This window comes from Staphylococcus schweitzeri (genome assembly GCF_002902405.1).
Lineage (GTDB): Bacteria > Bacillota > Bacilli > Staphylococcales > Staphylococcaceae > Staphylococcus > Staphylococcus schweitzeri.
The window spans coordinates 102780-125076 of the sequence record NZ_PPQS01000012.1; the positions used below are offsets into that span (position 1 = coordinate 102780).

The following is a 22297-nucleotide window of genomic DNA, read 5'->3' on the forward strand; positions in this document are numbered from 1 at the left end:
TTCTATGTTGGGGCCCCGCCGGCAAGGTTGACTAGAATTGAATAAGCCTGTTACAAGCGCACTATCATTCACTCAACGACTGCCGATATAATATAGAAACACCGAGGACATTGATGTATATTCCAGACTCATCAAATTTTATAAAGGTATTAAGAGATAATTATAAATAAATTTTATAGTTAAAATTGAACAAAGGAGGTAGCGAAATTATAATCTTGATGATAAGATAAAGTTATTGCTATTGATAATAAAAGTTGATGTTTTGCGATTTTATTTTAAAATATTTAGAATTGCAAAAATCAAAAATTTTTCGCAACAGAAACGTGGAAAAGTTGTTGTTACAATGTCATTTTTGAAAATACCTTTATGAAATGGAGGTAGTCATCAGTGCAAGTATGTTAAATTTTCAAAATTTGAAACATAACTATAGCAAAAAAGAATGCTTTAAGATAAAATTTTATTATCTAATTAGTTAGAAAATTCTAATAGTTCGAGGAGTGTATCGCTATTGAAACAAATAAAAAAGTTACTTGTTGCTAACCGTGGAGAAATTGCAATTCGTATATTTAGAGCGGCAGCAGAATTAGACATCAGCACAGTTGCAATTTATTCAAATGAAGACAAAAGTTCATTACATAGATATAAAGCAGATGAATCCTATTTAGTTGGAAGTGACTTAGGCCCTGCTGAAAGTTATTTAAATATTGAGCGTATTATTGAAGTAGCAAAACAAGCAAATGTGGATGCGATTCATCCTGGCTATGGATTTTTAAGTGAAAATGAACAATTTGCACGTCGATGTGCTGAAGAAGGTATTAAATTTATTGGTCCTCATTTAGAACATTTAGATATGTTCGGTGATAAAGTTAAAGCACGTACAACAGCAATTAAAGCAGAATTACCAGTAATTCCTGGTACTGATGGACCAATTAAATCATATGAGCTTGCAAAAGCATTTGCCGAAGAAGCTGGTTTTCCATTAATGATTAAAGCTACTAGTGGCGGTGGCGGTAAAGGTATGAGGATTGTTCGTGAAGAAAGTGAATTAGAAGATGCTTTCCATCGTGCAAAATCTGAAGCTGAAAAATCATTTGGTAATAGTGAAGTTTACATAGAAAGATATATTGATAATCCTAAGCATATTGAAGTACAGGTCATTGGAGATGAACATGGTAATATTGTACATCTTTACGAACGTGATTGTTCTGTACAACGTCGTCATCAAAAGGTTGTTGAGGTTGCACCATCAGTTGGTTTATCATCAGATTTACGTCAACGTATTTGTGATGCTGCAATACAATTAATGGAAAACATCAAATATGTCAATGCTGGTACTGTGGAATTCTTAGTATCAGGTAATGAATTCTTCTTTATTGAAGTTAATCCACGTGTACAAGTAGAGCATACGATTACCGAAATGGTTACAGGTATTGATATAGTTAAAACGCAAATATTAGTTGCAGCTGGCGCTAATTTATTTGGTGAAGAAATTAATATGCCACAACAAAAAGATATTACGACATTAGGTTATGCAATTCAATGTCGTATTACAACTGAAGATCCATTAAATGATTTCATGCCTGATACAGGTACTATCATTGCTTATCGTTCGAGTGGTGGTTTTGGTGTTCGTCTTGATGCAGGTGATGGCTTCCAAGGCGCAGAAATTTCACCATATTATGATTCATTACTTGTTAAGTTATCTACACATGCAATTTCATTTAAACAAGCAGAAGAAAAAATGGTGCGATCATTACGCGAAATGAGAATTCGTGGTGTTAAGACAAATATTCCATTCTTAATTAATGTAATGAAAAATAAAAAGTTCACAAGTGGTGACTATACAACCAAATTTATTGAAGAAACACCTGAATTGTTTGAAATCCAACCTTCTTTAGATAGGGGTACTAAAACTTTAGAATATATTGGTAATGTAACGATCAATGGTTTCCCAAATGTTGAAAAGCGTCCCAAACCAGATTATGAGTTAGCATCAATTCCTACAGTTTCCACAAGTAAAATTGCTTCATTTAATGGTACAAAGCAATTACTTGATGAAGTAGGTCCAAAAGGTGTTGCTGAATGGGTTAAAAAGCAAGATGATGTCTTATTAACTGACACAACATTCAGAGATGCACACCAATCATTATTAGCAACACGAGTTAGAACTAAAGATATGATTAACATTGCATCTAAAACTGCAGAAGTATTTAAAGATGGTTTCTCGCTTGAAATGTGGGGTGGCGCAACATTCGATGTTGCATATAACTTCTTGAAGGAAAATCCATGGGAACGACTTGAACGACTACGTAAAGCTATTCCAAATGTTTTGTTCCAGATGTTATTACGTGCCTCAAATGCAGTTGGCTATAAAAACTATGCAGATAACGTTATTCATAAATTTGTTCAAGAAAGTGCTAAAGCTGGTATCGATGTGTTCAGAATTTTCGACTCATTAAACTGGATAGATCAAATGAAAGTTGCTAATGAAGCGGTACAAGAAGCTGGTAAAATTTCTGAAGGCACGATTTGTTATACTGGAGATATTTTAAATCCAGAACGCTCAAATATTTATACGTTAGAATATTATGTGAAACTTGCGAAAGAATTAGAACGCGAAGGATTCCATATTTTAGCAATTAAAGATATGGCAGGCTTATTGAAGCCGAAAGCGGCCTTTGAGTTGATAGGTGAATTAAAAGCTGCTGTAGATTTACCAATACATCTTCATACACATGATACAAGTGGTAATGGTTTATTAACATACAAGCAAGCAATCGATGCAGGGGTGGATATAATAGATACAGCAGTTGCTTCAATGAGTGGTTTAACAAGTCAACCAAGTGCCAATTCTTTATATTATGCACTAAATGGTTTCCCACGCCATTTAAGAACCGAAATTGAAGGTATGGAAGCATTAAGTCATTATTGGTCTACGGTAAGAACATATTATTCAGATTTTGAAAGTGATATAAAATCACCAAACACTGAAATTTATCAACATGAGATGCCGGGCGGACAATATTCAAATTTAAGTCAACAAGCTAAAAGTTTAGGTCTTGGAGAAAGATTTGATGAAGTAAAAGACATGTATCGTCGTGTGAACTTCTTATTTGGTGATATTGTTAAAGTAACTCCATCATCTAAAGTAGTTGGTGATATGGCTCTTTACATGGTGCAAAATGACCTTGATGAACAATCTGTCATTTCAGAAGGACACAAACTGGATTTCCCTGAATCTGTTGTATCATTCTTTAAAGGTGAAATTGGTCAACCAGTGAATGGTTTTAATAAAGACTTACAAGCTGTTATTTTAAAAGGGCAAGAAGCATTAACAGCTCGTCCAGGTGAATATTTAGAGCCAGTTGATTTTGAAAAAGTCCGTGAGTCGCTTGAAGAAAAGCAACAAGGTCCTGTTACTGAGCAGGATATAATTAGTTATGTATTATATCCAAAGGTATATGAACAATATATTCAAACTAGAGATCAATACGGAAACTTATCGCTACTTGATACGCCTACGTTCTTCTTCGGAATGCGTAATGGTGAAACAGTAGAAATCGAAATCGATAAAGGTAAACGATTAATTATTAAACTAGAAACGATTAGTGAACCAGATGAAAATGGTAATAGAACGATTTACTATGCGATGAATGGTCAAGCGAGACGTATTTACATTAAAGATGAAAATGTGCATACAAATGCGAACGTTAAGCCAAAAGCAGATAAGAGTAATCCAAGTCACATTGGTGCCCAAATGCCAGGTTCAGTAACTGAAGTAAAAGTTAGTGTAGGTGAAACTGTGAAAGCTAACCAGCCGTTGCTAATCACTGAAGCTATGAAAATGGAAACAACAATTCAAGCGCCATTTGACGGTGTGATCAAACAAGTAACTGTAAATAGTGGTGATACAATAGCGACAGGCGATTTATTAATCGAAATCGAAAAAGCAACTGACTAATATATAAGCGAGATTATATTTGAAATGCTGTAATCTCGCTTTATTATTAACATTTATAAGAAGTCGCTACAGATTTTATCGCTGTAACAAAAATAACCGTAATTTTAATGGTCTATCCATTAAAATTACGGTTACTTTTTATGATTTTTGACTTCTTACTGAACGTAACATTAACATAATAAAGTATGTTGTCATTCCGAATAAGTATGTGATAAATAATGCGTGGAATAACGCGATGATTAAGTTAACATTTGTCATAATTGATAATGCGCCTGTAACAACTTGTAGTATGACAAGAATAAATGCTGCAGTATAACCATAACGAATTGTACGGTTGTTTGGATAATTTTTAACAGCATGAATATACGTAATCATAATAATTGTAAATACGATAAATGCCATGATTCGATGTGCAAGTTGCACCCAATCTTGCTCTGAATGGGGAACTAGGTCGTTAAATGGTAATGGCCAACCGCCATAAGCTAAGCTAGCGTCTGCATGTCGAACTAAGGCACCTGTGTAAACACCACAATAAATAATAATCGCCATTATCCATGTTAAACGTCTAAGAGGTTTTTTGATATATAATTCATCAGCTTCGTATTTTTGGTCTACTGAAAAAATAATTAAAGTCATTAAGAATACAGAAGAGAAACTGATTAGTGAAATACCAAAATGTAATGCTAAAACATAATCATTTTGTTGCCAAATTACAGCAGCAGCACCAATTAATGCTTGAAGTAATAAGAATCCTACACTAATAATTGATAATGGTTTTATCTCTTTAATATAGCCTATATGCTTCCATGCTGTTATAACTAACCATAAGACGATAAATAAAGACAATGCTGAAACTGCTCTGTGGCTCAGTTCAATAATCGTATCAATTGGAAAGAATTCTGGAATCAACGCACCATGACATAATGGCCAAGAAGAGCCACATCCATCTGCAGAACCTGTTTTAGTTACTAAGGCACCACCAAGCTGTACAAATGTCATTATAAGCGTTGCTACGACACCTAACCATTTTAAATTCTTTTTGCCAAACAATTTTATACACCCCATCATAAAAAAACGCATCATTGAGATTTAGAGTTACAAGCTTGTTTTGAGATATTACTAAAAATTAGCCCTAATCCTGATTTCCTAATTTGAAATGGATGGGATTCAAATTAGGAAATATCATTTAAATTTTTCAAGTTTACATTGAGAAAACCTTATGGCACATTTTTGTCCATACCAAAATTATGAGGTATTCAAATTCACTCAAAAATGAAGCTTCAATATTAATCTCTTGAAGATGCATAATTCTACTTATTAAAATTTTCTAACATATATATTATAGCAATAATTTAAATGCTAATTGTGTCACAAAATTGACATTTTCTGATGTCGTTAATTTGTCACAATTTAATTTTATTAAACCTAGTCTTTTTATGCAATCTAAGATATCATAACATTATATGAACAAATTTAAGGAGGGGGATTATGAGCAAAGAGCATACTTTGTCGCAAAATATTAGCAGAGTAAACTTCAAAGAATTGCAACAGATTATTAAAATGGGACTTGTTCAAGGTAACTTAATTCCAGCTTTTGCGGGCGCATGGCTAGCAGTTGTAATGACAAATCATTCCTTCTTATCATCAATACCTCAGATTTTATTAATGCTTTTAGGTTCTACTTTAATTATGGGTGGCGCATGTGCGTTGAATAATTATTACGACCAAGATATTGATCGTATAATGCCAAGTAAACAAAATAGACCAACAGTTAATAATAGAATTTCAGATAAAAATTTATTACTATTAAGTTTTGGCATGATGTTAGTTGGAGAAATTTGTTTGTTTTTATTAAATATTCCATCAGGCGTACTTGGTCTAATGGGTATTGTTGGTTATGTGTCTTATTATTCAATCTGGTCGAAAAGGCATACAACTTGGAATACAGTTGTTGGGAGTTTTCCAGGCGCAGTTCCACCATTAATTGGATGGGTTGCAATTGAAGGACAAATTAGTTTAACAGCAATTGCGTTGTTTTTAGTTGTATTTTGTTGGCAACCAATTCATTTTTATGCTTTAGCAATTAAACGTAAAGATGAATATGCACTTGCAAATATTCCAATGTTACCATCAGTTAAAGGCTTTAAACGTACACGTGTCAGTATGTTTATTTGGTTAATTATTTTATTGCCAGTGCCTTTATTGCTTATAAATTTAGGTGTCGTATTTGTAGTGTTAGCTACATTATTAAATTTAGGATGGATTGCATTAGGTTTAACAACATTTAAGAAAAATTCAGATCAAACAAAATGGGCAACACAAATGTTTATATACTCACTAAATTATTTAGTGATCTTTTTCGTGTTAGCTGTGATTGTTTCATTACTTACTTTGATCTAGATTAATTAAGTTAGGATGAAAAATATGGGCGTTCCAATTTTACCAACGATTAGTACGACATGTATTGTCATTAGTGCAATTTTAATTGCCATTGGTTGGAGACTTATTTGGAAAAGGGAAATTAATAAACACAAAAATGTTATGTTAGCTGCAGCAGTGTTTGCTTTAACTTTTTTCTTAATCTATGCAAGTAGAACGATTTTTATCGGTAATACAGCATTTGGTGGACCAGCATCAATTAAGAAATATTATACGATTTTCTTGTTTTTCCACATTAATTTAGCAACTATTGGTGGTATTCTAGGTCTAGTTCAAATTATTACTGCATTTAAAGATAAACATAATATACATCGTAAATTCGGACCATTCGCCTCAGTTGTATGGTTCTGTACGGCAATTACAGGTGTGGCAGTTTACTTATTATTATATGTATTATATCCAGGTGGAGAAACGACATCACTGATTAAAGCCACATTTGGTCATTAATACGCTTATACAATTGATACTAATCTGATAAGGCATTTTGTTTTATCAGGTTTTTTAATGAAGAATAGTCGGACAGTTGAAGATATTCATTTGATATCTTAACTGCCCGATTTTTTTGAAATATTTTTTAGTAATGGCTAATCGTAAAAATGAAGAATATCTATAAATCATTAAGATACGATGTGATATAGTTGATATGAAATAATTGGATGTATTAACGTAATATTTAAGATATTAAAATAATTGAGGAAACGGATATAGATAAATTCTCTAATTGTCATAGTCATTTTAGTATTGAAAATTTGCTTATTGATGCGTTGTTTTTTACAATAGTATTAATACATTTTAGGTGGGCGATTGATGAAAAAGTTAATTATAAGAGTTGTTGGTGTATTATTTTTAGTAGGTTTCTTAATTTATCTTTTTTATTCTCCGAGATTAAAATTTGATGTTCTAGAGAATCCGAATAAAGGTAATAAAGTAAGTAGATCTGATCAGATGAAAAATACAAACAACCATGCTGAAAATCCAAAGCCTAAAGAAGGTGTTGGTACTTGGGTAGGTAAAGATATTAAAGTACTAACGTCTAAATTTGGGCAAGCAGATCGTGTATATCCATTTAGAGATGGTTACAAAAATTACATTTTTAAAGATAAAAATAGCTATTATATTGTTTCAACCAAACGAGATGATATTGTATCAGTATATGCTACAGGTGGAAAAGTAAATGTGAGCCCATTGAAAATTGGTCAACAGTCTGCAGAAATATTTAATCATACGAGTATTAACCCAGAACCATCCTTTACGGTTAATGGGAAAAAATATGAATTTGAGTTATCAGATGAAGATTTAAAAACTCAAACATTGATTAAATATGGCAATATATATGCACAAGTATATTCTGATCAACAATCCAAAAAGGTGTTAAGCGTTCGATTTTTAACAAAAGAAATGTTAGCGGATATTGAACCTTATCAATTGAATTCAGATTCATCGGATGAGGTGCATAAAAAGCGTCCTTTTGAACAAAATCCAAATCAATTAATATCGCTTTATGAAGTTACAAACGAAATGAGAAAGTTAAAAGGATTAAAACCTTTGAAAATTAATAGTGACCTAGCGCATATTGCATCTAACAACTTATATGAAGCTACTTCAAATGGTTCAGATAGTGTTGAATTTACAGAAGATGCTTTAAAAGGCCAGTTAGACAAAAACCATGTTACTTATAAAACAACTGCACAAAATGTAGGTTATGCATTTAATGACGTACCAACATTGATTCATAGTTGGATGAATTCGGATATACATCGATCTCGTCTTTTAAACTCAAAATACGATGAGATGGGTGGAGATGTAATGAGAGATTATTATTCGTTAATTTTCTTAGAAAAATAATAAATGAGGTATATCTATGATTAATGAAGCTTCACTAGCAATATTAGATGATATCGATGAACTTGCTGATATGATAGTTGCATCAGATATATATGCATCATTTGAGCACGCAAAACAGGCACTTGAACATAATGATGAAGCGCATTTGCTATATCAATCTTTTTTAAAATCGAAAGAGAAGTATGATGAAGTAATGCGTTTTGGAAAATATCATCCTGATTATAAAAAAGTCATGTTAGAGACAAGACAACGTAAAAGAGCATATGAAATGCTTGAAGTTGTTATGCATTATAAAGCTGAGGAAATGGCGCTTCAACATTTAATTGATGAAGTTGTTACGAAAATTGCGTACGCTGTTTCAGAGCATGTCAAAATAGAAACAGGTAATCCATTCTTTCAAACTTCGCATAGTGGATGTGCGACAGGTGGTTCCTGTAATTGTTCATTATAAAAGCATCGAATCTGAGAAATGATTTAAAAAAACAGCAGTAAAGATATTTTCTAATTGAAAATCATCTTACTGCTGTTCTTTTTTATTCTGGATATTGTAAGGCTACCTATGGACATCAAAAACAATGATAGGAATTTTTCAAGAGGCCGTCATGGTTTCAATCATTTATTAGCTGTTCATTAAAGTTTGTTTGAATTGTTGAGCTAAGTCTGGACGGTCTGTCACGATTGTATGTGTACCTTTTTGATATAAATCTTGCATTAAGTCAATGCTATTCACACCATAGTAACCAGGAATCACATTCATATCATTTAACCATTTAATAAAATTAGTAGAAGTCAAATTTATTCCTTTAAAAGTTGTTGGCATTTGGAATGTTTGTGCTAAAGGTGTATAACCTCTACCACCTAATAAATAGAATTTTAAAAATGCTTCTGTTACTTCTTGTTGGCTTGCACCGATTGCAACAGAACCTTTTGCTATGTTATTAAACCTTATAATTTGTTCTTTAAAAAAGCTTGTTACTAAAACACGATCATAGGCATTATTTGCAGCAATTATGTCATACATAATTTGTGGTGCGATTGACCCTTCATAGGATTCAGGATCATCTTTTAAGTCTACATTAATATACATGTCAGGATATAACTTTAATAATTCATCGAAGGTTAATATTTCTGTATGTTCAAAACCACGATAAGGTGTATTACCATTAATATCTTTAAAATGGTATCCAGCGTCTAATTTTTTTAACTCAGTTAATGTATGCGTACTTACTTTACCAGAACCATTAGTTGTTCTATTAACTGTAGCATCATGAAAAACGATAAGCTGTTGATCTTTTGTAAGTCTTACATCTGTTTCAAAGCCATCAACACCTAAATCTTTGGCGTGATCGAATGCAAGTTGTGTTTGTTCAGGTCTTAAAGACATACCACCACGGTGTGCGAATATATATGGGGCAGGCCCTTTGAAAAATGGGGGGATGGTTTGTGTTTTAGTGATAACTTTGTTTTTATTTATCATTAATAGACTACTCATAAAACCAGCACCTAAGAGTATTAGGTTAAAGACTTTTTTATTAACTTTTTTCATAAAATTTCCTCCTTGAATACCCTTATAGCTTATCAAAATCATAGTTGAGACGATAGTAATAAGTATAATTATTTATAGCTAAGTAAATTTGAAATTTGGTTGAATATGTAAAGAAGCGTATTTACCATTAAGTACTAATGTGTTTGTCATAGGAAGGTGATTTAAAAGGGGAGCTTAATATTTTAAAATTTAAAAAGACATGATATGATTAATGCTGAAAATAAATGGAGTGAGGTTTAAATGAATTTAATCCCAAGAACAAGTATTGTTGTTTACTTAAAGCATATGAAACATGAACGACAAATCCGAAAATATGGACATATCGTTCATACTAATAAAGATCGTAAATTTGTAATAATGTATGTGAATGAGCTAGATGTAGATCAAATTGTACATAAACTAATGCAGCTTAAATACGTTAGACATATTGATGGCTCACCATATAAATACTTAAAGAAAACTTACGAAAAAGAGAAACACGAAATATATAATTAATATTATTGAAGTTCAGGTATCCATTTTTGGAGCCGTAACACACTAATTAAATAATTATAGTATAACGATAAATCATGAAATGCTTGAGGTGGCTGTACATCGATACCTAATATTGGTATGTCGAATTTCTCAGCGCATTCATTAATCATTTGAAACTTTTTATTTGAATCTGGGTATGGATATTTAACAGCATTGATTATGATGTAAAATGCTTGAAAATGATTGCCAGTTGTAGGATTCATAATGATTGCAACAGACGACTTTTTATTTTCAGCTTGTGGTGAATGAAAATAGATGATTTTATCAATACGTTGATGATTATATTCAATCATCGTCATGAATTCGAACAAATCTGTTAGACCTTCACCAAGTGTAATAAATGTTTGTTTCATTGGTTTATCATTCTCCTTTTTCTCAATAAATTATATTAAATAACTAAACGAATTGGAAGTGTCAAGAACATGCGTGTCATCGCTGGTAAACATAAAAGTAAATCTTTAGAAAGTATGGAAGGTCGTAACACAAGACCAACTATGGACAAAGTAAAAGAGGGCATCTTTAATAGTTTATATGATGTGTCAGGTATAGGCTTAGATTTATTTGCAGGAAGCGGTGCACTGGGTATAGAAGCGCTCTCTCGAGGTATGGATAAAGTTATATTTGTTGATCAAAATATTAAGGCTGTAAAGATTATCAAATCAAATCTTGCGAATTTAGATTTAGAAGCACAATCTGAAGTTTACAAAAATAATGCTGATCGAGCGTTAAAAGCTTTGTCGAAACGAGAAATTCAATTTGATATTATCTTTTTAGATCCCCCATATGAAAAAGGTTTAATTGATAAAGCATTAAAACAAATTTCAGAGTTTAATTTATTGAAAGAAAATGGTATCATCGTTTGTGAATTTAGTAATCACGAAGAAATTGACTATCAACCGTTTAACATGATTAAACGTTACCATTATGGTTTGACAGATACAATGTTATTAGAAAAGGGAGAATAGCATGGAACATACAATAGCGGTTATTCCAGGGAGTTTTGACCCCATTACATATGGTCATTTAGATATTATTGAAAGAAGTACAGACCGATTTGATGAAATTCACGTTTGTGTTCTTAAGAATAGTAAAAAAGAAGGTACGTTTAGTTTAGAAGAGCGTATGGATTTAATTGAACAATCTGTAAAGCATTTACCGAACGTAAAGGTTCATCAATTTAGTGGTTTATTAGTTGATTATTGTGAGCAAGTAGGGGCTAAAACAATCATACGTGGTTTAAGAGCAGTCAGTGATTTTGAATATGAATTACGCTTAACTTCAATGAATAAAAAGTTGAATAATGAAATTGAAACGTTATATATGATGTCTAGCACTAATTATTCATTTATAAGTTCAAGTATTGTTAAAGAAGTTGCAGCTTACCGAGCAGATATTTCTGAATTCGTTCCACCTTATGTTGAAAAGGCATTGAAGAAGAAGTTTAAGTAATAAAAATAACAGTATTTTAGGTTTATCATGCTTAACAATCCTAAAATACTGTTTTCATTTGTTAGTGATATTGCTGAATGACGGGCGTGTTGAAATCTGTTTGTTGTTGCCCGCTAATTGCATTATAAATTTGAGTTGCTTTGATTTCATTTTTAAAATAATGCGCATTATTTTTATTAATATTGGTGAAGTATTGTCTGTTTGGGAACTCTGTTTTTAAATGCTTTAAGTATTGTCTGCCACGGTCATTCATCGCCAATACTTTAACAGCCTCAATATCTTTTGTAACATCTGTAAGCTGTGTATTTAATAAAATATTCATTAATACTCGTTGAATGTGCGTATATGTATAGCGCTTTGTTTTCAATAATTGTACATATTGATGGAAATCTTTAGCGTCATTAACGTAAGCTTTTAAACGATTTTCTAAACCTTCAGTAACCGTATAAATATCCTTTAATGATTCATGAGTCATTGCCAAAATTTGATACTTTAAATATGGAAATACTTGATTTAAAGTTAAATGGGGTTTGCTATATAGATGGTGAACCTTTGTTGGTACTACTTTATGCCACTGGTCATCTTGATTTATTAGAGATGTTCGGATAGATGTACCACTTGCAAATTCATGATGTTGAATAGATGCATCATGATGTTGTGCACTTTCACGTTTAATAGAAATTGCATTGATGTTTGTAGCATGTTTAGCAATTGCTTTTAGATAACTGATACCAAGTAAATTGTTAGGACTTAAAAGTGCTTCATGGTTATTTAATAGCTCACTTATGGTACGAGGATAGCTTTTACCTTCTTTTAATTTTTGTGAAAATGCTGTAGATTCCTCAATTTCTATAATGTTTTGAGCTAACACTTTCAATGTTTCTATATGGTTGTTTTCACTTCCAAAAGCTACTGTATCAACATTCAAGTAATTGGCAACTTTAATCGCTGTTTCGGCAAAATAATCGCCAGAAGATAAACTTGCTGTGGTAGGTAATTCGATAACTAAATCCGCAGTTGTTAATGCCATTTTAGCTCGGGTAAACTTATTATAGATTGCTGGTTCGCCACGCATGACAAAGTTACCGCTCATTATTGCAATGGTTACGTCAGCATTTGTAAGATTTTTAGATTGATTAATATGATATTGGTGCCCATTATGAAAGGGATTATATTCTGTGATTAAGCCAACGCTTTTCATTTGCAATTCGTCCTTTCGGTATTCATTATTAATATTGTAACAGAAGATGATATGTTAAGAAAAAATCTTGACAACTTGTTCTTAGAAAGTTAAAATAAATTTTGTGCTTGTTAGAGGTGAAGCCATATGAAATGGTCAATTACGCAATTAAGAAAATATCAAGGTAAGCCATTTGAATTTGATCAAACGGTGAGTTTTGACAATTTAAAAGAATCATTAGATTTAATTGATTTATCTCCAATTACTATCCAAGGTCAGTTAACCATTAAGTCAACTGAAGTCGTTGCTGATATTCATATCACTGGAATGTATACAATGCCATGTGCACGTACACTTGTACCAGTTGAAGTACCACTAGATGTTACTACTACTGAAGTATTTGATCTAGAAGGTTACAATCAATATAGTGATGATCAAGATGATGTAGATGAGCATTATCACATTATAAAAGACGGTATGGTTAATCTTAAAGATATTGTTGAGGATATTATTATCATTGAGAAACCAATGAGAGCATATTCAGAACAAAGTGACCAAATGTTGACAGTAGGTAATGGTTGGGAAGTAATCGATGAGGATCAATTAGATGAACTTGCTAAACAGCAAGAACAAGATGATTCAGAATCACGACAAGTTGATCCAAGGCTTCAAAAATTACAACAATTATATGATAAAGAGCAATAAGTAGTTTAATTAATGATATAATGTTGTTAATTAAGCCAACATTTAGTATTTTTCGTTTATAATCTAAGGAGGATATATCATGGCAGTACCAAAAAGAAGAACTTCTAAAACTAGAAAAAACAAACGTCGTACGCATTTCAAAATTTCAGTACCAGGTATGACTGAATGCCCAAACTGTGGCGAATACAAATTATCACACCGTGTATGTAAAAACTGTGGTTCTTACAATGGCGAAGAAGTAGCAGCTAAGTAATTTTAGTTACTCAATATAAAAAGTCCCGCTTAAAATGAATGTTTTAAGTGGGACTTTTTATATTGCAAAAAAATAAACGGCGGTTTGGTATTAAGGGTACCAAATCCACCGTTTAATAATTTTAAACATAAGAATTAAATATAAAGACTATAAGTTAGTTTTTACGTTTTCTAGGTAATACTAAGGCAACGATACTGCTTAGAGCTAATAATGCCATTAATGGTAATGTCATGTCTTTATTTGATTCTTCACCAGTATTTGGCAATGTTTGCGCTTTATTCTCTTTAGCAACTGTGTTGTGTTGTTTTGATACCTGTGAAGTATGTACATCATTTACACTTGACTTCTGAAGTGATGCGCTTGGTTGAGATACTTCTTTGACATGGCTTAAACCTGTTGATGTTTGGGCAACGTTTTTAGGTGCTTCTGAAGAAGTATTTGTTGGTTTTGCAATATTTTGAACTGTTGTTGTTACTTTAGAAGGTGCTTTGCTCTTTGCTTCATCAGAACTTGATGCTGCTTTACTAGATTCGCCACTTTCTTTTTTAACACTTGGTGTTTTTTCACTCTCAACTTTTTTGCTGTCATGTTTTGATGTTTCTTTTTCAGCTGGTACTGGTGCCGCTGGAACAGTTTCTTTTTTCGCTGCATTGTCTTTTTGTTCTTTGTTGTTAGATTTTTCAGCATTAGCTTTTGTAAATGCTTCTTTATCGACTATTCTAACATGATATTGTCCATCATAATCAATAGACTTTACATTAACTTTAACGATAGCGTCATATAACGTTTTACCATCAACATAAGGGAAAATGATAGTTCGTGTGTTATTTTTGGCATCTTTGCTAATTGTTTTTACACGTTGTCCTTCAACTATGAAATCTTTCCAGTAATCATCATTAGTTGTTTCCATCACCATATATTTTTTGCCATTGAGCATACCTGTTTTAATAGGGTGTTTAACAAAAGTATCCATCATTGATTCGTTATTCTCAACACTTTCATAAACAACATATTTTGTATCTTGTAAATTAGTCATTTTTTCATTTGTTGGTTGTACATTTTGGAATTCTGTAATGGCTGACTTCACTTGCTCATCTAAAGCTTTCTTTGTATCTTCTAACTTCTTCTTGTATTCAGCTTTTAACTTTTCAGGAAGTTTATCTTGAATTTTATTTAATTCATAAACTTGGCGCTCTAAAGTTTTGGCTTTTTTATAAGGTGCTAATAATTTTTCAGTTTTATATTCTTCTTCAGTTTTGAATTTATCTGCACTGTTATAAATTGGTTGTGCAAATTCCATTAATGTATAATCATATTTTTCTTCTTTACCATTAAAGTCAATTGAGCTTACGATTTTAACAGCTTTTGCACCATTTGAAACAGGGAAGCGAATATAAGCATAATCTTTAGCAGTATCATATGATACTAATTTAATCGGTAACTTATTTTTACCTTCATAAATTTCAAATTTTCTCCAAAATTGTCCTGATTGTAAACCTAATTCAATTTCAGCTTTTGATTCTGAAAAAATAACTTTAGCTGGTTTAACTGTACTTGCATAATGATAAAATTGTTGCTCACCATTTTCCTTTTTCATTTCAAAATCAATAGGACGAGAATTTGGAGCGCTATGCTCTTTATCTTTTATCTCAGGATTTTTAATCGCTTCTCTAAGTTCTTGATTCAAAATAGGATATGTATTGTTATCAGCTTTTGCTGCTGGTTTCTCCTCTTTTGCCTTTTTAACTTCCTTTGCCTCAGCAGTAGGGGAAACTTTTTTATCTGATACTGAAACGGCATTTGTTACTGGTTTAACTTCAGGCGTTTTTTCGTTAACTTTTTCAGTTGTAGTTGCTGGACTTGCCACTGTTTCAGTTTTTGGTTGTGCTTGTGTGCTTACGTCAGACGTTTCTTCAGCTGCTTTTGCCTCGCCATTTGACATTAATAATAAAAGTGTACTAACTGCGACAGAAGCAACACCAAGTGTTGATTTTCTGATTGAATAAAATGATTTAACTTCTTTTTGCTGTTTGTTCATGTTGTAAAACAACTCCTAATTGTATATTATCAACTGATAATCATTATCAGTTGATTACTTGTATTGTACATTGAAATAGTAGTTAATTGCAACGTTATTTTATAAAAAAATAACCTATGTTATAGATTATGAAATATCTATGACATAGGTTAATTAAAATTTAAAATAAAAAATATATTAAGTTATTAGAAAGCGATATCTTATTTAGATTCTTTTCTTCTGAAAAGTAATAAAGACAGTGAACCTAAAAGGGCAAGCGTTGCAAAAGTAACAGTGCTAATAAAGTTATCTACTGAAGATAAACCAGTTTTTGGTAACTCTTTTGCTTTAGACGCTTTAGCGGGTGATTGTTTATCTGTTTCATTTTGTTTTGAAACTTTGCTACTTTGTTGTGGTTTATGTTCGCTCACACCTTGGTTGTGATTCTCAGATTTAGCGATTTTATTTTCTTTAACAGGTGTTTGAACTTTAGATTGATCATGCGTTGTTTGTACAGGTTTTACCGTTTGAGATCCTTGCACATTTGTTTGATCTTTTTTAGCTTCTGTACTTACAACTTTTGTTGGTTGCGTATGTTCAGTTTTACTTGGATTAGTTACTGCAGGTGTAACTTTTTCAACTTTAGGTTCAACTGCTTTAGTTGGCTGAGTAGTTGCTTTAGGTTGAGCTGGTTTAACAACATTTGGTTTAGCAGCGTCTGCTAAAGTTGGAATTGCTTTTTCAAATTCTAAATGCGTTGTATATCTGTGATTGTAATTAATTTGTGGTACCACAATATGTACTTTTGTAGTTAAGCTCTTATATCCGGGCTCAACAGCGACATTAATTGTTCTAGTATCAGCTTTTTTATCATCATTGACAACAGTTGTTGCTAATTCTTGATTGTTTGTATTGTAAAATTTATATTCTTTCCAGAATGATGCATTGCTTAACACTGCTTGGAAATAATATTTATTATTTTGTTTAATCACTTTACCAGGATGTTGCATATAATCATCCATGTGTGACTTTTCTGAAGAACCATCTTTTTGTACTTGGAAATTAATTGGTTGTGATGTTGTTTGAGAAACTTGTGTGCTTTGATTATTATTTGCATTCGTAGCCTCTGTTGCTGCATTAGCTTGTTGGCTATCTGCACCAAAGTATACAAGGGAGCCTAAAATGATTGACGCTGTGCCCATTGTAATCTTTTTCATTGCTGATGAACGTTGTTCTACTTGATAATTACTGTTTAAATAATGTTTTGTCATGCTGTTTTCCTCCTAAGGGTACAAATTATGTGTTGTTATATGAGATGATTAACCATTGCAATTGATAATGGTTATCAATTATACTAGCACATCTATTTTGGTATAACAATAATAAATTCATTATAAAATAAATATTGACAATGATAATCGTTATTATTTATGATTTTATTAAAGGCTTATAGGCAATAATAAAAAGGAGGACTATGTTTTGAAAAATATTATAAAAGTTTTTAATACAACTATTTTGGCATTGATTATTATCATTGCGACATTTAGTAACTCTGCAAATGCAGCTGAAAGTGGTACTTTGAATTATGAGGTGTATAAATACAATACAAATGATACGTCAATTGCAAATGACTATTTTAACAAACCAGCAAAATATGTTAAGAAGAATGGTAAGTTGTATGTTCAAATTACAGTCAATCACAGCCATTGGATTACAGGGATGAGTATCGAAGGTCATAAAGAGAACATTATTAGCAAAGATACTGCCAAAGATGAAAGAACTTCTGAATTTGAAGTAAGTAAATTAAACGGCAAAATCGACGGGAAAATTGATGTATATATCAATGAAAAAGTAAATGGAAAACCGTTTAAATATGATCACCATTACAACATTACATATAAATTTAATGGACCTACTGATGTAGCGAGTGCAGGCACTTCAAGTAATAATGATAAAGCATCTCCTTCAAGTAGTGACAAAGGAACAGATGGAACTACTTCTGGTCAAAGCGGATCTGACAGTTCAGATAAAAGTAAAGTAGAAAATCCGCAAACAAATGCTGGTACACCTGCATATATATATATGATTCCAGTAGCATCTTTAGCTTTGTTAATCGCAATCACGTTGTTTGTAAGAAAAAGAGCTAAAGGCAATGTTAAATAATGAAATACATTAATCATATTGCTACAAAATCATTTATAGCTTTAATTAGCTTATTTACACTTACATATACAACAACGATTGGTAGCGTTTTGGCTGATGAGATTAAACATCCATCAGCCAAATTTAATCAAACTGAAGCAAAAGATAATTTAGAGTTAACTTCATCGGTTTTTGATGAAAAGATAAAAGAAAGCAAAGCGTTGGAATTAGAAATTTTTGATCAAGAAAATAAAAATATAACTAAGGAACAGCAGCTAGTTGACATAAATGCCCAGTTAATTTCAGATTTGTCAGGTAAAACTTATTTGCAACTAAAGTTAAAAGGTCCAATTGACAAGGAGAAATTTGTTTTTCAAAATGGCAAAAATGTAGTATTTCCTCACGTCATTAAAGATGAAAATGATTATACAATTGTTAGAGTGTTAATAGAACAACATATGAATAAAATCAATATGCATGTTAAAAATTATGCTGAAAACGATGAACAAAATAACAAAGAAACGGTTCATTCAATTCATTTTAAAGAGAAAAAAACTAAGCAAGATGATGTACAAGAAGTACCATCAAAACACCAAGATGATCAAAAAAATGTGCTTAAGAATGATGAAGATGATAAAAAAGATAATCAGAAGTTAGATAATCAGGAAAAACGCACTAGCTTTATTACTGAAAAGAGTTTGAATGAAGCATCAGCTGAAAAAGATAAAGTGCAGCAAGACAGTAATAAAAAGATAGAAAATGAGCAACCTAAAGCGTCAGGCACATTAAAAGTTGAAAATAATCCTGCAACTGTTAAAAAAGACGAAAATAATCATAAATCGCAGTCACAGCAAAAAGATGACAAGTCTAAAAAAGAAAAGAAAAAAGTAACTGAAAAAGAAAAAGCGTTGCCAGCTTTTGACAGAAATGATGATAAAAACGATAGCAATAAACTAACTAGTGATATTAAAGAGTTGGATAAACCAAATCATAAAAAGCAATATATGCTATTTGGGGCAGGTATTGTGCTAGCAACAATTTTACTTATATCAGCACATTTTTACAGCAGAAAGCGAGGTAACCAAGTTTGAGAATCATCAAATATTTAACAATTTTAGTGATTAGTGTAGTTATCTTAACAAGTTGTCAATCTTCAAACTCTAAGCAAACAACTAAATCAGGTGAATTTCGAATCGTACCGACTACTGTTGCATTAACAATGACGCTAGATAAATTAGATTTACCAATTGTCGGCAAACCAACTTCATATAAAACTTTGCCAAAACGATACAAAGATGTGCCAGAAATTGGTCAACCCATGGAACCAAATGTTGAAGCGGTTAAAAAATTAAATCCTACTCATGTTTTAAGTGTGACAACGATTAAAGATGAAATGCAACCATTTTATAAACAATTGAATATGAAAGGTTATTTTTATGATTTCGATAGTTTAAAAGGGATGCAAGAATCGATTACTCAATTAGGTGATCAATTTAATCGTAAATCACAAGCAAAGGAATTAAACAATCATTTAAATTCAGTTAAGCAGACAATTGAAAGTAAAGCAGCCAAACAAAAGAAACACCCTAAAGTTTTAATTTTAATGGGTGTGCCTGGTAGTTATTTAGTTGCAACAGATAAATCATATATTGGTGATTTAGTTAAAATTGCTGGTGGTGAAAATGTTATCAAAGTAAAAGACCGACAATATATTTCATCTAATACAGAAAATTTACTTAATATTGATCCAGATATTATTTTAAGATTGCCACATGGTATGCCTGAAGAGGTGAAAAAAATGTTCCAAAAAGAATTTAAGCAAAATGATATTTGGAAACATTTTAAAGCGGTTAAAAATAACCGTGTTTATGATTTAGAAGAAGTGCCATTTGGCATTACAGCAAATGTAGATGCTGATGAAGCAATGATGCAACTGTATGATTTATTTTATAAAGACAAAAAGTAATGGATTGATTTGATGATAAAACACAATAAAAAATTATTATTTATATGTCTGTTTATCGTACTAATTATAACAGCGTATATTTCTTTTATAACCGGTACAATTAAGCTATCATTTAATGATTTTGTAGTTAAATTCACAACAGGTGAAAATGCAACATTAGATTCAATCATTGATTTGCGATTACCGAGGATTTTAATTGCGGTAATGGTTGGTGCAATGTTAGCTGTATCAGGCGCATTGTTACAAGCAGCACTGCAAAATCCACTAGCGGAGGCAAACATTATTGGTGTTTCATCTGGCGCGTTAATCATGAGAGCACTATGTATGTTATTCATTCCACAATTATATTTTTATCTACCAGTACTAAGCTTTATAGGCGGCGTAATTCCATTTTTAATTATTGTCATCTTGCATGCTAAATATAGATTTAATGCTGTAAGTATGATACTAGTTGGTGTTGCATTATTTGTCTTATTAAATGGAATCTTAGAAATTTTAACTCAAAATCCTTTAATGAAAATACCTCAAGGCTTAACGATGAAAATTTGGAGTGATGTTTATATTTTAGCTGCGTCAGCCTTTGTAGGAATAATTCTAACTTTATTGATTTCAAATAAATTGAATTTATTAAATTTAGATGATGTACAAGCACGTAGCATAGGCTTTAATATTGACCGATATCGATGGATAACAGGATTGCTAGCGGTATTTCTAGCAAGTGCAACAGTAGCTATCGTAGGACAAATAGCATTTTTAGGTATCATTGTGCCACATGTCGTTCGCAAAATAGTTGGCGGTAATTATAAAGTACTGATTCCATTCTCAACAGTTATAGGTGCTTGGTTATTATTAATTGCTGATTTATTGGGGCGTGTCATTCAGCCTCCTTTAGAAATTCCGGCAAATGCCATCTTGATGATTGTCGGCGGTCCGATGCTTATTTATTTAATATGTAAGGGACAACGAAACAGGATATAAAACTATAAAAATTAAAGTGAATAGTACCAAGGCATACATGAATAATTTTTAAAAAGGATTTTTATGAAAATGAAACGATTTTTAAGTATAGTGCAGATTATTCTAGTTATAATTATCATTATTTTCGGTTATAAAATTGTCCAAACTTATATAGAAGATAAACAGGAACGAGCGAATTACGAGAAAATTCAGCAGAAATTTCAAACGTTGGCAACTAAACATCAAGCATCTATAAGGCCACAATTTGAAGAACTTGAAAAAATAAATAAAGACATTGTAGGTTGGATAAAATTACCAGGAACATCTTTAAACTATCCAGTACTCCAAGGTAAAACAAATCATGATTATTTAAATTTAGACTTTGAACGTGAGCATCGCCGTAAAGGTAGCATTTTTATGGATTTTCGAAATACATTACAAACGTTAAATTATAATACGATTCTGTATGGCCATCATGTTGGAGATAATACAATGTTTGATGTGTTAGAAGACTACTTAAAACAACCATTTTTTGAAAAACACAAAACAATTGAATTTGATAACAAATATGGCAAATATCAATTACAAGTATTTAGTGCTTATAAGACGACAACTAAAGACAATTATATCCGTACAACATTTGATAATGAACAAGATTATCAACGTTTTTTGGATGAAACCAAACGTAAATCTGTTATTAAATCGGATGTAAATATATCAGTAAAGGATAAAATAATGACATTATCAACATGCGAAGATGCATATAGTGAAACGGCGAAACGTATTGTTGTAGTCGCAAAAATAATTAAAATAAGTTAATAAGAAAAGAGGATAATTATGAAATTTATGGCAGAAAATAGGCTGACGTTAACTAAAGGGACAGCTAAAGACATTATTGAAAGATTTTATACGAGACATGGAATCGAAACATTAGATGGTTTCGATGGGATGTTTGTTACACAAACTTTAGAGCAAGAAGAGTTTGATGAGGTCAAAATTTTAACAGTTTGGAAATCAAAGCAAGCTTTTACAGATTGGTTAAAATCTGATGTCTTTAAAGCAGCGCATAAACATGTACGAAGTAAAAATGAAGATGAAAGTAGTCCAATCATTAATAACAAAGTGATTACGTATGATATTGGCTATAGTTATATGAAATAATTGAATATGGAAGTTTAACATAAGATTGTAATAACAATATATACTGTTAACTTTATTAGCGACCATACATTAATACCATGATGGTCGCTTTTTATTATGAAAAGAAAACCATACGCTATGCGTATGGTTCAGAAAAGGTTCT

The 22297-nt window shown here is 31.6% G+C and carries 22 protein-coding genes; 16 read left to right on the forward strand and 6 right to left on the reverse strand.

Annotated features, from left to right (window positions below; all coding sequences use genetic code 11):
- Nucleotides 1-508 precede the first annotated feature (508 nt).
- Nucleotides 509-3961, forward strand: a complete 3453-nt coding sequence (locus CD116_RS02910) for a pyruvate carboxylase (protein WP_047550890.1) — start codon at nt 509-511, stop codon at nt 3959-3961.
- Nucleotides 3962-4099: 138 nt separating this feature from the next.
- Here CD116_RS02910 and CD116_RS02915 read toward each other — a convergent pair whose 3' ends face one another.
- A complete protein-coding gene (locus CD116_RS02915; RefSeq protein WP_047550892.1) occupies nt 4100-5011 on the reverse strand; it encodes a COX15/CtaA family protein in 912 nt (303 codons plus the stop codon).
- A 438-nt stretch (nt 5012-5449) separates the two neighbouring features.
- Between CD116_RS02915 and cyoE the strand changes: the two genes are divergently transcribed.
- From cyoE to CD116_RS02935, 4 genes are all read left to right on the forward strand, one after another.
- The gene (cyoE, locus tag CD116_RS02920; RefSeq protein ID WP_047424912.1) at nt 5450-6361 is read left to right on the forward strand and encodes a heme o synthase; all 912 of its coding nucleotides are present in this window, start codon (nt 5450-5452) and stop codon (nt 6359-6361) included.
- A gap of 24 nt (nt 6362-6385) precedes the next feature.
- Complete coding sequence (locus CD116_RS02925) at nt 6386-6847, forward strand: DUF420 domain-containing protein (protein ID WP_047550895.1); 462 nt, start codon at nt 6386-6388, stop codon at nt 6845-6847.
- A gap of 360 nt (nt 6848-7207) precedes the next feature.
- On the forward strand, nt 7208-8245 hold the full coding sequence (locus CD116_RS02930) for a CAP-associated domain-containing protein (protein WP_047550898.1): 1038 nt from the start codon (nt 7208-7210) through the stop codon (nt 8243-8245).
- Between the two features lie 16 nt (nt 8246-8261).
- Nucleotides 8262-8696, forward strand: a complete 435-nt coding sequence (locus tag CD116_RS02935; protein ID WP_047424916.1) for a YlbF/YmcA family competence regulator — start codon at nt 8262-8264, stop codon at nt 8694-8696.
- A gap of 168 nt (nt 8697-8864) precedes the next feature.
- Here the strand turns inward: CD116_RS02935 and CD116_RS02940 are convergent, their stop codons facing one another.
- Nucleotides 8865-9791: a glycerophosphodiester phosphodiesterase family protein gene (locus tag CD116_RS02940; protein WP_047550900.1), complete on the reverse strand. Its 927-nt coding sequence runs from the start codon at nt 9789-9791 to the stop codon at nt 8865-8867.
- Between the two features lie 240 nt (nt 9792-10031).
- On the opposite strand from CD116_RS02940, the gene CD116_RS02945 reads away from it, so the two are divergent.
- Nucleotides 10032-10286 (forward strand): YlbG family protein, encoded by a 255-nt coding sequence (locus CD116_RS02945; protein WP_047424921.1) that lies wholly within the window; start codon nt 10032-10034, stop codon nt 10284-10286.
- Between the two features lie 2 nt (nt 10287-10288).
- On the opposite strand, the gene CD116_RS02950 is transcribed toward CD116_RS02945, so the two are convergent.
- Nucleotides 10289-10678, reverse strand: a complete 390-nt coding sequence (locus CD116_RS02950; protein WP_047550903.1) for a DUF7147 family protein — start codon at nt 10676-10678, stop codon at nt 10289-10291.
- Nucleotides 10679-10747: 69 nt separating this feature from the next.
- Between CD116_RS02950 and rsmD the strand changes: the two genes are divergently transcribed.
- Nucleotides 10748-11290, forward strand: coding sequence for a 16S rRNA (guanine(966)-N(2))-methyltransferase RsmD (gene rsmD, locus CD116_RS02955; RefSeq protein WP_047550907.1), 543 nt, complete (start codon nt 10748-10750; stop codon nt 11288-11290).
- Nucleotide 11291: 1 nt separating this feature from the next.
- The gene (gene coaD / locus CD116_RS02960) at nt 11292-11774 is read left to right on the forward strand and encodes a pantetheine-phosphate adenylyltransferase (RefSeq protein WP_000401377.1); all 483 of its coding nucleotides are present in this window, start codon (nt 11292-11294) and stop codon (nt 11772-11774) included.
- Nucleotides 11775-11835: 61 nt separating this feature from the next.
- Here the strand turns inward: coaD and CD116_RS02965 are convergent, their stop codons facing one another.
- Nucleotides 11836-12975 (reverse strand): nucleotidyltransferase, encoded by a 1140-nt coding sequence (locus CD116_RS02965; protein WP_047550910.1) that lies wholly within the window; start codon nt 12973-12975, stop codon nt 11836-11838.
- Nucleotides 12976-13101: 126 nt separating this feature from the next.
- Here CD116_RS02965 and CD116_RS02970 point away from each other — a divergent pair, with 126 nt between their 5' ends.
- A complete protein-coding gene (locus tag CD116_RS02970) occupies nt 13102-13659 on the forward strand; it encodes a YceD family protein (RefSeq protein ID WP_047424932.1) in 558 nt (185 codons plus the stop codon).
- A gap of 79 nt (nt 13660-13738) precedes the next feature.
- Entirely contained in the window at nt 13739-13912 is a 174-nt protein-coding gene (gene rpmF, locus CD116_RS02980) for a 50S ribosomal protein L32 (RefSeq protein ID WP_000290472.1), read from the forward strand.
- Between the two features lie 154 nt (nt 13913-14066).
- On the opposite strand, the gene CD116_RS02985 is transcribed toward rpmF, so the two are convergent.
- Together CD116_RS02985 and CD116_RS02990 are read right to left on the reverse strand one after the other, a co-directional pair.
- On the reverse strand, nt 14067-15950 hold the full coding sequence (locus CD116_RS02985; protein WP_047424936.1) for an NEAT domain-containing protein: 1884 nt from the start codon (nt 15948-15950) through the stop codon (nt 14067-14069).
- A 200-nt stretch (nt 15951-16150) separates the two neighbouring features.
- A complete protein-coding gene (locus tag CD116_RS02990; protein WP_047550913.1) occupies nt 16151-17200 on the reverse strand; it encodes an NEAT domain-containing protein in 1050 nt (349 codons plus the stop codon).
- A 208-nt stretch (nt 17201-17408) separates the two neighbouring features.
- On the opposite strand from CD116_RS02990, the gene isdC reads away from it, so the two are divergent.
- The 6 genes from isdC (at nt 17409) to isdG (ending at nt 22155) form a co-directional block, all read left to right on the forward strand.
- Nucleotides 17409-18092 (forward strand): heme uptake protein IsdC, encoded by a 684-nt coding sequence (gene isdC / locus CD116_RS02995; RefSeq protein ID WP_047550916.1) that lies wholly within the window; start codon nt 17409-17411, stop codon nt 18090-18092.
- Nucleotides 18092-19162, forward strand: a complete 1071-nt coding sequence (locus CD116_RS03000; protein ID WP_047550919.1) for a hypothetical protein — start codon at nt 18092-18094, stop codon at nt 19160-19162. Before isdC ends, CD116_RS03000 begins: the two co-directional genes overlap by 1 nt.
- Nucleotides 19159-20037 (forward strand): heme ABC transporter substrate-binding protein IsdE, encoded by an 879-nt coding sequence (isdE, locus tag CD116_RS03005; RefSeq protein ID WP_047550922.1) that lies wholly within the window; start codon nt 19159-19161, stop codon nt 20035-20037. The genes CD116_RS03000 and isdE overlap by 4 nt, the downstream gene beginning before the upstream one ends.
- Nucleotides 20038-20049: 12 nt before the next feature.
- Nucleotides 20050-21015, forward strand: a complete 966-nt coding sequence (isdF, locus tag CD116_RS03010) for a hemin ABC transporter permease protein IsdF (protein ID WP_078101770.1) — start codon at nt 20050-20052, stop codon at nt 21013-21015.
- Nucleotides 21016-21078: 63 nt separating this feature from the next.
- Nucleotides 21079-21813, forward strand: coding sequence for a class B sortase (srtB, locus tag CD116_RS03015; RefSeq protein ID WP_078101771.1), 735 nt, complete (start codon nt 21079-21081; stop codon nt 21811-21813).
- Nucleotides 21814-21831: 18 nt separating this feature from the next.
- Nucleotides 21832-22155 (forward strand): staphylobilin-forming heme oxygenase IsdG, encoded by a 324-nt coding sequence (gene isdG / locus CD116_RS03020; protein ID WP_047526375.1) that lies wholly within the window; start codon nt 21832-21834, stop codon nt 22153-22155.
- Nucleotides 22156-22297: the final 142 nt, after the last annotated feature.

What these genes read in the sequence shown, in the direction of transcription:
- cyoE (WP_047424912.1), top strand. Translation starts at nt 5,450, where the DNA reads ATGAGCAAAGAGCATACTTTGTCGCAAAATATTAGCAGAGTAAACTTC.
- CD116_RS02925 (WP_047550895.1), top strand. Translation starts at nt 6,386, where the DNA reads ATGGGCGTTCCAATTTTACCAACGATTAGTACGACATGTATTGTCATT.
- CD116_RS02930 (WP_047550898.1), top strand. Translation starts at nt 7,208, where the DNA reads ATGAAAAAGTTAATTATAAGAGTTGTTGGTGTATTATTTTTAGTAGGT.
- CD116_RS02935 (WP_047424916.1), top strand. Translation starts at nt 8,262, where the DNA reads ATGATTAATGAAGCTTCACTAGCAATATTAGATGATATCGATGAACTT.
- CD116_RS02940 (WP_047550900.1), bottom strand. Translation starts at nt 9,791, where the DNA reads ATGAAAAAAGTTAATAAAAAAGTCTTTAACCTAATACTCTTAGGTGCT.
- CD116_RS02945 (WP_047424921.1), top strand. Translation starts at nt 10,032, where the DNA reads ATGAATTTAATCCCAAGAACAAGTATTGTTGTTTACTTAAAGCATATG.
- CD116_RS02950 (WP_047550903.1), bottom strand. Translation starts at nt 10,678, where the DNA reads ATGAAACAAACATTTATTACACTTGGTGAAGGTCTAACAGATTTGTTC.
- rsmD (WP_047550907.1), top strand. Translation starts at nt 10,748, where the DNA reads ATGCGTGTCATCGCTGGTAAACATAAAAGTAAATCTTTAGAAAGTATG.
- coaD (WP_000401377.1), top strand. Translation starts at nt 11,292, where the DNA reads ATGGAACATACAATAGCGGTTATTCCAGGGAGTTTTGACCCCATTACA.
- CD116_RS02965 (WP_047550910.1), bottom strand. Translation starts at nt 12,975, where the DNA reads ATGAAAAGCGTTGGCTTAATCACAGAATATAATCCCTTTCATAATGGG.
- CD116_RS02970 (WP_047424932.1), top strand. Translation starts at nt 13,102, where the DNA reads ATGAAATGGTCAATTACGCAATTAAGAAAATATCAAGGTAAGCCATTT.
- rpmF (WP_000290472.1), top strand. Translation starts at nt 13,739, where the DNA reads ATGGCAGTACCAAAAAGAAGAACTTCTAAAACTAGAAAAAACAAACGT.
- CD116_RS02985 (WP_047424936.1), bottom strand. Translation starts at nt 15,950, where the DNA reads ATGAACAAACAGCAAAAAGAAGTTAAATCATTTTATTCAATCAGAAAA.
- CD116_RS02990 (WP_047550913.1), bottom strand. Translation starts at nt 17,200, where the DNA reads ATGACAAAACATTATTTAAACAGTAATTATCAAGTAGAACAACGTTCA.
- CD116_RS03000 (WP_047550919.1), top strand. Translation starts at nt 18,092, where the DNA reads ATGAAATACATTAATCATATTGCTACAAAATCATTTATAGCTTTAATT.
- isdF (WP_078101770.1), top strand. Translation starts at nt 20,050, where the DNA reads ATGATAAAACACAATAAAAAATTATTATTTATATGTCTGTTTATCGTA.
- srtB (WP_078101771.1), top strand. Translation starts at nt 21,079, where the DNA reads ATGAAAATGAAACGATTTTTAAGTATAGTGCAGATTATTCTAGTTATA.
- isdG (WP_047526375.1), top strand. Translation starts at nt 21,832, where the DNA reads ATGAAATTTATGGCAGAAAATAGGCTGACGTTAACTAAAGGGACAGCT.